The sequence below is a fragment of the Gilliamella sp. B3464 genome, from assembly GCF_026536145.1.
Lineage (GTDB): Bacteria > Pseudomonadota > Gammaproteobacteria > Enterobacterales > Orbaceae > Gilliamella.
The window spans coordinates 37,523-49,825 of sequence record NZ_JAFNOQ010000010.1 but is presented as its reverse complement, the minus strand read 5'-3'; the positions used below and the strand labels follow the sequence as shown (position 1 = coordinate 49,825).

At 36.2% G+C, this 12,303-nt stretch carries 10 protein-coding genes; 4 read left to right on the top strand and 6 right to left on the bottom strand.

The window, feature by feature from the left end:
• Window positions 1-3: 3 nt before the first annotated feature.
• From J3U57_RS10485 to xerD, 5 genes are all read right to left on the bottom strand, one after another.
• Complete coding sequence (locus J3U57_RS10485) at window positions 4-1,488, bottom strand: NAD(P)H-hydrate dehydratase (protein ID WP_267344678.1); 1,485 nt, start codon at window positions 1,486-1,488, stop codon at window positions 4-6.
• A 77-nt stretch (window positions 1,489-1,565) separates the two neighbouring features.
• Window positions 1,566-2,960, bottom strand: coding sequence for a UDP-N-acetylmuramate:L-alanyl-gamma-D-glutamyl-meso-diaminopimelate ligase (gene mpl / locus J3U57_RS10480; RefSeq protein ID WP_267334304.1), 1,395 nt, complete (start codon window positions 2,958-2,960; stop codon window positions 1,566-1,568).
• Window positions 2,961-3,082: 122 nt separating this feature from the next.
• Window positions 3,083-4,819: a single-stranded-DNA-specific exonuclease RecJ gene (gene recJ / locus J3U57_RS10475; RefSeq protein WP_267344676.1), complete on the bottom strand. Its 1,737-nt coding sequence runs from the start codon at window positions 4,817-4,819 to the stop codon at window positions 3,083-3,085.
• Window positions 4,820-4,901: 82 nt separating this feature from the next.
• Entirely contained in the window at window positions 4,902-5,600 is a 699-nt protein-coding gene (gene dsbC / locus J3U57_RS10470) for a bifunctional protein-disulfide isomerase/oxidoreductase DsbC (RefSeq protein ID WP_267334306.1), read from the bottom strand.
• 24 nt (window positions 5,601-5,624) lie between these two features.
• The gene (gene xerD / locus J3U57_RS10465) at window positions 5,625-6,539 is read right to left on the bottom strand and encodes a site-specific tyrosine recombinase XerD (protein WP_267344675.1); all 915 of its coding nucleotides are present in this window, start codon (window positions 6,537-6,539) and stop codon (window positions 5,625-5,627) included.
• Between the two features lie 242 nt (window positions 6,540-6,781).
• On the opposite strand from xerD, the gene J3U57_RS10460 reads away from it, so the two are divergent.
• Together J3U57_RS10460 and grxB are read left to right on the top strand one after the other, a co-directional pair.
• Window positions 6,782-7,408, top strand: coding sequence for a Pr6Pr family membrane protein (locus J3U57_RS10460; RefSeq protein WP_267334308.1), 627 nt, complete (start codon window positions 6,782-6,784; stop codon window positions 7,406-7,408).
• Window positions 7,405-8,055 (top strand): glutaredoxin 2, encoded by a 651-nt coding sequence (grxB, locus tag J3U57_RS10455; RefSeq protein ID WP_267344673.1) that lies wholly within the window; start codon window positions 7,405-7,407, stop codon window positions 8,053-8,055. Before J3U57_RS10460 ends, grxB begins: the two co-directional genes overlap by 4 nt.
• Window positions 8,056-8,213: 158 nt before the next feature.
• On the opposite strand, the gene J3U57_RS10450 is transcribed toward grxB, so the two are convergent.
• On the bottom strand, window positions 8,214-9,248 hold the full coding sequence (locus tag J3U57_RS10450; RefSeq protein ID WP_176700959.1) for a tagatose 1,6-diphosphate aldolase: 1,035 nt from the start codon (window positions 9,246-9,248) through the stop codon (window positions 8,214-8,216).
• Window positions 9,249-9,538: 290 nt separating this feature from the next.
• Between J3U57_RS10450 and J3U57_RS10445 the strand changes: the two genes are divergently transcribed.
• Both J3U57_RS10445 and adhP read left to right on the top strand, forming a co-directional pair.
• Complete coding sequence (locus J3U57_RS10445) at window positions 9,539-10,858, top strand: MFS transporter (protein WP_267344671.1); 1,320 nt, start codon at window positions 9,539-9,541, stop codon at window positions 10,856-10,858.
• A 271-nt stretch (window positions 10,859-11,129) separates the two neighbouring features.
• A complete protein-coding gene (gene adhP, locus J3U57_RS10440; RefSeq protein ID WP_267334312.1) occupies window positions 11,130-12,164 on the top strand; it encodes an alcohol dehydrogenase AdhP in 1,035 nt (344 codons plus the stop codon).
• Window positions 12,165-12,303: the final 139 nt, after the last annotated feature.

Genomic DNA, 12,303 nt, shown 5'->3' with positions numbered 1-12,303 from the left:
GGGTTAATTGGGTAGTATATGTGTTAAACCTTCGATGATATCAGAAGCTAATAAACTGTATTTATTTAATTTTTCAGCTGCCTTATTACCAGCCAAACCATGCAAGTAAACACTTACTGGGGCTGCTTGAGCTGCGGGTAAGTGACCGGCAATGAGTCCAGCTATAATACCAGTTAACACATCACCTGATCCAGCAGTTGCCATACCATTATTGCCTGATTGATTAATATAGGTTGGTTTGTTAGGGTGGGCAACGACGGTCTTAGCATCTTTAAGCACACAAATGACATTGTGTTGTTGCGAAAATGCTTTTGCTGTTGCGATTAAATTATTTTTAATCTTATCGATAGGTAGCTTTGTTAAGTTCGCCATTTCACCTAAATGTGGCGTAAGAATAAGGGTTGATTTTGCCTGTTCAAGTAATGACAAATCTTGCGATAAAACATTAAGCCCGTCAGCATCAATAATTATTGGTACGGTTGCATGGTGAACAACATAAGATAAAATCTTATAAGTATCATCAGATATCCCCATACCGGGACCGATAACAATTACTGATGCCCAATTTATCCCTGTTTCAAGTTCAGTAAAATTAACTTGATTCGGCGTAAAAGGCGATAATAATGCTTCGGGGAGTTGAGATAATAAAATACCGCTATTACAACTTGGTGTGTAAATACGTACTAACCCAGCACCAGCTCGATAGGCGGCTTTAGCCGAAAAGTAAGCGGCACCGGACATGTTTTGCGAACCGGCTATGGTCAATACTCTACCATAAGAGCCTTTATGGGAATCATTTGCTCGCACAGGTAACAAGTTATCCAGATCATCTTGCTCAAAGGTATAATGCGCTGCTGGTTTGTCAGCATAAATGCCAATATCGGCAATGGTTATTTTGCCGGCTAGTTCAATGCCAGGATAAAAAGATAATCCGAGCTTAGCATAGGCAAACGTTACTGTCTGTTTCGCGTTTACCGCAGCACCTAATATTTTACCGGTGTTAGCACACACGCCGGAAGGGATATCAATAGCGAGTATATCGCCATGACTTTGATTAATCAGCTCAATCGCTCGCAAAAAATCACCACTAACATCTCGATTAAGGCCAATACCAAAAATGGCATCCACAACTGTTGTATAAGATGAAAGTGAATCAGGTAACGATATCATGATAGGGATTTGATAGTGCTGAGCTATTTTGATTTGTTGTAATGTTTCGGTCGAAGCATTATCAGCATTACCGACTAAATAGATAACAACATCAATTTGTTGTAATTTGAGTAGCCGAGCAACGGCAATACCGTCTCCGCCATTATTACCATAACCACATAGGAGCGCAACTTTGTTTAAATCAAATTCACCAGATTTAAGTTGTTTGATAACAGCAAGGGCAGCGCGTTCCATAAGTACCAATGGGGGTAAGCCCACATCCGAAGTTGTATAAGTATCGAATTGTTTCATTTCAGATGAGGTGACCAAGTATTGCATACTGCCTCCGTCTTGCCTTTAAAAAATAGCCACATTATGTGGCTAAATTATTATGGTGAGTTAATCTAATTTCTGTTTTAGATCAATAATTGTTCTTCTTGCTGATCTTTGAGTTGCTGCCTTTCTAAACTTTCTAGAATTTTTTTATGGATGCCACTAAAACCACCATTGCTCATAATCAAAATTGCATCAGTCGGTTTAGCTGATTTGCTGATCATCTCAACTAATAGATCGATATCCCCAGACCAATGTGCAGGCTGGATGCAGGCATCAACCACATCTGCAACTAACCAAGGTAAATGTTCAGGTTGAAAGATGAAAATTTCGTCAGCTCGTCCTAGTGAAGGTGCTAATTCATCTTTTGATACACCCAATTTCATGGTATTTGATCGCGGCTCAAGTACGGCTAATATTCGACGATTAGCCCCAATTTTGCTACGTAATGCTTCTAATGTAGCCAATATTGCTGTTGGATGATGGGCAAAATCATCATATATTTCGATATTATTGACTTCTCCATACAGCTCTAAGCGTCTTTTAGCGTTAACAAAAGTGCTTAATGCCTCGCATGCATCAGCAGGTGCAATTCCGACATTATGCGCAGCTGCAATCGCCATTAATGCATTATGCATATTATGTTCGCCAACAAGTGAATATTGCACTTCACCGACTTTTTGATTATTAAAATAAACCGCAAAATGACTTGCATCATTATTAATGCGTTGTGCAAGCCAGCCATTTTCAGATTCAGTAAATGTTTGTTCACTCCAACAGCCTTTAGCGAGTACTTGTTTTAAGTTGACATCGTCTTGTGGTGAAATGATAAGCCCTTTACTGGGTACTAAGCGCACTAAATGATGAAATTGTCTTTGAATTGCACTAAGATCATCAAAGATATCGGCATGATCAAATTCTAAATTATTCATTATCAAGGTTTTAGGACAATAATGCATGAATTTAGAACGTTTATCAAAAAAAGAACAATCATATTCATCGGCTTCAATAACAAAAAAGTTGCCTTCCCCCAGTCTTGCTGATACATCAAAATTACCCGGTACACCACCAATAACAAAGCCTTGATTATAACCTTGCTTTTCTAAAATCCAGTTAACCATACCTGCTGTTGTTGTTTTACCATGAGTACCGGCAACGGCTATGACCCAACGGTTGCATAAAACGTTATCGTGCAGCCACTGTGGTGCAGAAATATAAGGGATATTGTTATCAAGAATATATTCAATACAAGGATTACCCCTTGATAAAGCGTTACCAATAATAACTAAATCTGGTGTAGGTGTGAGTTGTACTGGGTCGTACCCTTCAATAATCTCTATATTTTCTTTTTGTAAGAGAGTACTCATGGGTGGGTAAACATTTTTGTCTGAACCAGTAACTTTATGGCCTAGTGATCGGGCTATCAAAGCAATTCCTGCCATAAATGTGCCACAAATCCCTAGAATATGAATACGCATTTTTAATCCTTAACTTTTATAAAATATATCGATGATAATAATTGTTTATCACTATAGTCGTTTTGAATGGTAATGAGATTCAACACCGATAGGTAAAGTTTATTATAGACGATTTTAAATCGTTATGCGATAGGCCATATATATCGAATCATTAACTTTGCCGCCTGATTACCTCGAAAATCATCTACAACTAAATGGTAAACAATTTTGACTTTTTTTATTGATTGATCCGGCCATTGTTGCAAATTAGCATTAAATAATATGCCTTCTATCAGACTACCACCATTTTGGGGTTCTAACACTAATCTAAGGTGTTTTTCTGCAAATAGGCGTTGCTGATGGATAATAAATTCCCCATCAAAAATAGGTTCATCAAACCCCTCACCCCAAGGTCCTCCCTCTTTCAATTGCAAAGCTATTGCATAATTAAAATCTTGTCCATCGATCTCACCATCAGTTTCTATTGTTGGTTGTAATACCTCATCACTTAATTTGTCATTTAATAGCGTTTCAAAACTGTCTCTAAATAGCTCGATGTCTTGTTCACGAATCGTTAAACCAACCGCCATTGCATGACCACCAAAACTCACGATTAAGTTCGGGTGTTTTTGATCCAGTTCATCAAGTACATCACGTAAGTGAACACCTGGAATTGATCTGCCTGAACCTTTTAAATGCCCATCTTGGGTTGAAGCAAAGGAGATAACCGGGCGATAATATTTATCTTTTAATCGTGCCGATAAAATACCGATAATACCTTGATGCCACTGTGGGTGGTAAACGACAATAGCATTTGGGATGGATGTATCTTGTTTTTCAAGCTGTTGAATATATGCTAATGCTTCTTTCTGCATTGTTTGTTCAATTAGCTTGCGATCAGTATTGAGTATATCAAGATCTGTTGCTTGCTGAACTGCTAAGTCAAAATCATCACAGAGTAGTAGTTCAACACCTAGTGCCATATTATCCATTCTGCCTGCTGCATTGAGTCTTGGTGCAACATAGTAGGCTAAATCAATCGCTGTGAAGGAAATTGCTTCTTTTTTCGCGATATGTAACAGCGCTTTAATGCCATTACAACAATAGCCAGATCGTATTCTATTCATGCCTTGGTGCACTAATATTCGATTATTATGGTCAAGTTTGACAACGTCAGCAATGGTACCTAAAGCGACTAAATCTAATAGATTGGCGATATTGTACTCGGTTAGATTATTCTTAAGGAACCAATTTTCTTTGCGTAATTTAGCTCTTAATGCCAGCATAAAATAGAATGCAACACCGACGCCAGCAAGATGTTTAGATGGAAAAGTGCAATTAGGTAAATTGGGATTAATTATTGCATCTGCAATAGGTAACTGTTCAGGGCATAAATGGTGATCGGTAATAATCACTGTTAAGTTAGCTTGCTTGGCAAATTTTACGGCTTCTAATGCGGCAATACCGTTATCAACAGTGATAATGAGATCTGCGTGTCTTGACATTGCTTTTTCAACAACACCTACACTTAAGCCGTAGCCATCTTCAAAACGATCTGGGATGATATAATCGACAAATTGGCAGCCCATCTTTCTTAGTGCAGTAACCGTTAATGCGGTACTTGTGGCTCCATCGGTATCAAAATCGCCAACAACGATGATACGTTGATTATTTTTTATTGCAGAATAAAGAATTTCAACAGCAGTGGTTGTTCCATCTAACTTATCATAATTGCACAAATTACGCGTAGAATAGTCTAGCTCTTGCATTGATTTGATATCTCGCATGGCATAGACTCGTTGCAATAATGGCGGAATATCTTGCGAGAATTCAGGAAGCGTTTGTGGTAATTGTCGATGTATTATTCTATTTTTATTCATATTTAAAATGTTAGCGCTAAAGCGCTAACACAAGTTGTTATAGTGGTTAGTTCGAATATTAATTGTTGTGATAAACGACTAATTATTTAACAGATTTTTTATTCAAAATATCAAGCAATTTATCAGCCGGGACATAACCTGACACCAGTTGGCCATCAGCTAAAACAATAGCTGGGGTTCCACTAATACCGAGTTGCTTACCAACATTAAATTGTTGAGTGACATAAGGTACCATACTGCTAGCGGGTGAAATCGTATTACCTTTATAGGCATTATCAAAAGCAGCTTTACGATCGGCAACACTCCAGATTGATTGCATGTTTTTGCCTACTTCACTATCCGCTCCCGCACGTGGGAACGCAAAATAGTGGATTGAAATGCCTGCATCTAAATATTTATCAATATTTTCATGCAGTAATTTACAATAATGACAAGTATAGTCAGTAAACACCGAAATAACATATTTTTCGTTTGGTGCTTTATAAACAATTGCATCTTTCTCAATAGATTTGATTAATTTAACATTGTTACTATTAGCGATGTTAACCGGTTCGTTACCTTCTAAGTTATAGAAAGGACCTTGCGTTAAATATTTACCATCATCAGAAACATAAAAAATACCATCAGGTGTATTAACACTTTTTAGTCCTTTTACAGGGCTGTCGGCAATTTTTAAGTCTTTTTCAGTATAACCTAATTTGCCGAGTGTTTTGGCAATATCAGCATTACTTGCCAGTACTGATGTTGAAATTAATGCTAAACCTAAAACTAATTTTTTCATTCAATTATCCTTATTTTTTAAGCATTATGCTCGAGGATGATGCTTACTGTGTAACTGTTTTAATCTTTCTGTTGCCACATGGGTATAGATTTGCGTTGTCGATAAGCTACTATGACCCAGCAACATTTGCACTACCCGCAAATCTGCACCATGGTTAAGCAAATGTGTTGCAAACGCATGTCGCAGTACGTGGGGTGAGAGTGCTTCAATATTAATGCCGGTTAGTATGGCATAATATTTGATTCGATGCCAGAATGTCTGTCGAGTCATTTTTTTACCTAATCGGCTAGGGAACAGCACGTCAATCGGCCCAGATTTTAAAAGATCATTACGGGCATATTTGAAATAGTATTCTAACCAATAAATGGCTTCTTCCCCCAGTGGCACTAAGCGCTCTTTATTACCTTTACCAATTACCCTTATCACCCCTTGCCGCAAACTGACATCACTGATTTCTAAATTGACTAATTCACTAACCCGTAATCCAGTTGCATAAAGCACTTCTAGCATAGCTTTGTCGCGTAGTTCGATAGAGTCATCAGTACTGGGCGATTCAAGCAACGCATCGACTTGTGATTCGGTTAAATCTTTAGGTAATTTTTTGGGTAATTTGGGCGATGACAAAACGGCAGAAGGATCATCGGTGCGATAATTTTCTTGATACAAATATTGAAAAAAACGTTTAGTTGCACTTAATAAACGTGCCGAGCTACTGGCTTTATAACCATCTTGCACGCGCTGCATTAAAAAATTTTGTAAATTAATGGTCTGCGCGCTTAGCATTGTGACATTTTGTTGCTGTAATGAGTGGCTAAGTGCAAACAAATCGAGTTTGTAAGATTCTATCGTGTTTTCTGCTAGATTACGCTCTAGCCATAATGAATCTAAAAACTGTTCAATTAACACTTTACTTTGTGTCGCAATACTTTTATTTGACATTCATGGTCATCTCTATATTCAATTTATTTACGTCATTATATACCAACTTGCTGACCGTTGCAGTTTAGACCAAGTAATGGCATGTAAATGAAAGTACCTTGTTATATTTATTGGGTAATGGTTTTTTAGGTCGATTTATGCAAACTTAATTATAGCAAGTCAATTAACACATGATTCTCTTTTGTATTTTTAATAATATCTGATATATATTTGCATTAATATTTTATTTTGTGATGATGTGTATGTTAAAACGCGCTGTACCTCTTTTTATTGGGCTATATGCTTTTTTTGTTATTGGTATAGAAACTTATCTTTATTGGCATGCTCAACTTCAACCTTGGCAACCAGCGACGCCAGTTGGTCGAATCATTTTTTATTATAGTTTTTTTACTGTGTTATCGAATTTGATGTTGGCGGTGAGTTGTTTATGGCTATTTTTTAATCCTAGTTGCCATCGTTTTAGCTTTAAAATTATTCGGTTAAATGGGCTAGTAGGCGTGATAATCACTTCTATCGTTTATAACTTAATGTTACGCGCTATTCATAAACCGCCAAATGATTTATTAAAATTCACCAATGAAAGTTTACATGTTGTTATACCGTTACTCGGTGTTTTGAGTTGGTTAATTTGGGGACCGTTTCGACGCATTAATTTTCGAGTGATAATGGGTTCATTAGTCTGTATGTTAGCTTATGGCATATATATTTTTGTCAGAGGATACTATACTAATTTATATCCTTATCCTTTTATTAATGTTGTGAAAATAGGCTATCCGAAAGCGTTGTTTGCTGTTGGTATGGTTTTTTTATTGTTTTTAGGTTCAGCCTTATTTTTATGGGTAGTTGATTGTTTGAGGAGAAAAACATGAAGCTGTATATTTATGAACATTGTCCTTTTTGCGCCAGAGCAAGAATGATTTTTGGTTTAAAACACATACCAGTTAAATTAGAAGTATTTTTGAGTGATGATAACAAATCACCTGAAAGTATGATTGGTGAAAAAATGGTGCCAATTTTACAAAAAGATGATGGTAGTTATATGCCTGAAAGTTTAGATATTGTTGATTATGTTGATAATAATTATGGCGATAGCCCTATATTGATTGGTTCTAAATCAGCGAAAATTGCCGAGATAATAAAAAACATACAGCAGTATGATTATAAATTAGAGTGTCCGCGTTATATTAAACTGGGTTTAGCTGAGTTTGCTACACAAAGTGCCATTGAGAGTTTTGTCGCAAGTAAAGCTAAAAAGATGGGATCATTTGATGAATGTTTAGCGCAAACAAGTTCACTGGTTTTAGCTGTTTCCCAGTTGCTTGACCAACTAGATCCTTTGATTGTTTCACCACAAGCGTGTAATGGTCAATTGTCTTTAGATGATATTTGTCTATTTCCAGTATTACGTAATTTAACCTGTGTAAAAGATCTATCTTTTCCACCAAAAACGTTGGCTTATGTAACGGCAATGGCTAAATTGAGTCAGGTTGATCTATTTTTTGATCGCGCAATTTAATCAATCACTAAGTGAGTACGATAGCATGAGGCATTTTGACTGAGTTTGGTAACAGGGAAGATATTTAACGAGAGGTTGAAGAATATCACTATCAATTTTGTTCTTTCATTAATTCACTCATCACGTTTAGGTGATGAGTGTTAATTTATTGATTTACATTAGTCACCTAATTTTAGATCAATTACTTCAATACTGTCTTTACCACCATAGATATCATACCAAGGTGTAGCGTATTGTTTTAAAATTTTGTTAAGGTGCTCAACATTTTCACGACCAGTTTGATCTAACCAGCGTTTTAAACCCTCTTTACCGTCTTTAGCATAAGCCGCAACGCCTTCAAACCATGTTGCACGACCACCTAAAATACCACTATATTTAGCGCCATTCTCACCAGCAAAAATTAATTCTTGATGGAACGTTTTTGTTGGTACGCCCGCACTTAAATAGATAAATGGACGAGTTGCCGCATCGCTAGCTTGTTTAAAATAATCGGCAGCTTGTTTTTGAGTATAGACAACTACGTTGTTATCATTAAATCCTTCTACATTTTTAAACAACACGGGTACTTCAACTTTAAGTACATCAATGAAATATTGGTTTTTAGTGAATTCTTTAATGGTGTTAATCACTTTTTGTGGTTTTATTTTGGCAAACTCAGGGCTTTTATCATCGGTCACGACATTATCATAGACAATTGGTTCGACAAATAATGGAATATCGGCAGCTCTGGCTTCTGTACCAACACGTTCTAGAAACGCATGTTTTTTCTCTAAAATATCTTTAGGATCATCGGGATTATAATAAACTAATACTTTTGCTGCATCAGCCCCTTTTTTCAATAATCGTTGTAGAGAGTCTTCAGGTAAAACATCAGGTAAACGGCCAGGCGTGTTTGCATCATAACCGGTTTTCTCATAAGAAATGATTAATCCCGCATCCTTATTTTTTTTAGCCATACCTTTAAAGCCATATTCTTCATCTAACAAAATTGCACTCACATATTTTGTTAATTCTTGTGAAACAAGTTCTTTAAATTCATAGACCATTTCAACATTATAACGATCTTTACCAACAGCCGCTTCCATCATTTTTACCATTGAACCACGTTGGTCGATTGCTAGTGCCGCAATAACGCCATCTTGGTTTGATAACTGTTGCATGCGAGTGAATTTTCCACGAGAAATACGTTTTATACCCATTTTATAACTCTCCATTTAAAAAGATTTTATGATTGTAGTTTCTTTTCGCGACGATTTATTAATCATTTAGTGCTAGTTTAGATTATATACATAATTTAATAAATTGCAGTTTATTATCATCATTTTATCAGGACAATAAAAGAGCAATATGCACAAGTTAGTTTTAAGCGTTATACAATGTAAATTGGCGTATTATTTGATATTTTTCTTCCAAAAAAATTGTGTTGAGGTATATTAGTACACAATAATAGACTATGTGTAAAATATACTTTACAAGGATAATCATGTCATACGCACAAAACGCGACGCCAACTCGAACCTTAAACAATCAAGACTATAAAACTTTGGCTTTATCAGCACTAGGTGGTGCATTAGAGTTTTATGATTTTATTATATTTGTCTTTTTTTCCATTATTATTAGCCATCTTTTTTTTCCGGATGATATGCCAGCATGGTTAAGTCAAGTGCAAACATTTGGGATTTTTGCGGCAGGCTATTTAATTCGTCCATTTGGTGGCATTGTTATGGCACATTTTGGCGATTTATTTGGTCGCAAACGGATGTTTACGTTAAGCATTCTTTTAATGGCATTACCTACACTATTCATTGGTTGTTTACCGACTTATACTAATATTGGCATTTTAGCGCCTATTTTGTTATTAATTATGCGACTGTGCCAAGGTCTTGCTGTGGGCGGGGAGGTGCCTGGTGCTTGGACGTTTGTTGCCGAGCATGTTCCCAATAATAAAATTGGCTTAGCTTGTGGAATATTAACTAGTGGTTTAAGTTTGGGCATTTTACTTGGTTCACTGGTTTCAACTGTAATGAATAAAAGCATTTCACCCGAACAAATGAGTGATTGGGGGTGGCGGATTCCATTTATTATTGGCGGGATATTTGGTTTAATCGCCATGTATTTACGTCGTTGGTTGAAAGAAACGCCAATTTTTCTAGAAATACAAAAACGAAAGCAACAAGAATTAGCAAAAAAAATTCCAGTTATAACAGTATTAACTCAGTATTTACCTCAAACTATTTTATCTATGCTACTTACTTGGGTATTATCGGCAGGTATTATGGTTATTATGTTAATGACCCCAATTTTATTGCAAAAGCAGTTTGGATTTTCCGCTATTGATGCATTGCAAGGTAATATACTCGCTATTATTGGACTAATCATGAGTTGCACTTTTTATGGCATGATGATGGATAGATTTGCTATGGGTAAAGTGTTATTTATTGGCTGTCTTATTGCTGTCGCTATAATTTCAATTTTCTATTTTTCATTAGATAACCCGTATCTTTTATTAATCACTTATCCTTTAGCTGGTTTTGGTGTTGGTATTGTTGGCTCGTTTGCTTATTTTATGGTTAAAGTGTTTCCTGCTGAAATTCGTTATAGTGGTGTTTCATTTTCGTTTAATATGGCCTATGCAATTGCCGGAGGATTAACACCTTTATTTATATCGTTCTTTAGCGATTTTGTTAGCAAAATGGCGCCTGCAATTTATGTGGTAGGGCTGTTTGGCTTAGGTGCGTTAATTGGCTTGTATTTATCCATGAAAAATAATAGCCAAAAATATATCGCTAAAGATATTGCTTAATATTCACTTTTCTCAATTTAAAATTAGAGGAACAATAAACACAGTTTTGTTCCTCTTTTTTATCAACTTATCCATTTATTCATCTACTCACGTTAACGGCTTTATTTTATCATTTTTTAATCTAATTTGGCTTGATGGCATTTTTTTATAAAGATTATTTAATAATCCTATTCTTTTGCAAATTTGTGAAATTAATCAAATTTTTAGAAAAAATTTAGTTTAAAATGAAAATCATTACATTTTAAACTTAAAACTTTTCAAGGAGAATATAATGAAAGCTGCTGTTATTAGACAAGAGTGTGATGGGCAAGTTGACATCAAAGATATTTCTCTTCGCCCTTTAGAAGCAGGTGAAGCTTTAGTCGATGTTGAATATTGTGGACTTTGTCATACCGATATTCATGTTGCATCGGGTGATTTTGGTAAAAAACCGGGGCGGGTTATTGGGCATGAGGGTGTGGGGATTGTGACTAAAATTGCACCTGATGTAAAAAGTTTAAAGATAGGCGATCGCGTCAGTATTGCATGGTTTCATGCCGGTTGTGGTACATGTGAATACTGTATTTCGGGTAATGAAACATTTTGTCGCCATGCGCTTAACTCGGGTTATAGTGTCGATGGTGGAATGGCAGAACAATGCATTGTTAAAGCTGATTATGCCGTTAAAGTCCCCGATGGGCTTGATCCTGCTCAAGCCACCAGTGTCACCTGTGCCGGCGTTACCACTTATAAAGGTATTAAAGTTGCAGACACAAAGCCCGGTCAATGGTTAGCCGTGTTTGGCATTGGTGGGTTAGGCACACTTGCTATTGAGTATGGAAAAAAGGTTTTTAATAACAAAGTTGTCGCAATTAGCAATAGTGACAGTCAGTTAGCGTTATGTAAAACATTAGGAGCTGATTTAGTGGTTAATCCGAAAAAGGTTGACGATGTGGGCGCTTATATTAAAGAACATACTGATGGCGGGGTTCATGGTGCGGTGGTGACTTCAGTAACTAAAACAGGCTTTAATCAAGCAATTAATTCTGTGCGTCCATTAGGACGAGTTGTTGCGTTAGGTTTACCTTCCGAAACCATGGACTTAAGCATTCCCAAAACAGTATTAGATGGTATACAAGTATTAGGTTCGCTTGTTGGTACGCGCGAAGATCTGGCGGAAGCATTTCGTTTTAGTGCTGAAGGTAAAGTGGTGCCTATTGTTGAGAAAAGGCCGCTCGAAGATATCAATGAAATGATCGAAGAAATGAAAGCAGGTAAAATTCGCGGTCGTATGGTGGTTGATATGAAAATGAAAAAGAAAAACTAATATTCATTTTACCAATTAATAAAAAAGTTAGTGTTTAGCTAACTTTTTTATAACCTTGATTTTTATGCCTTTCCAATTTTTTAAAATTAATCTTTCTTGTGTTTTATAAATAAATCCCTAATATAAGCCCATTTTGTAG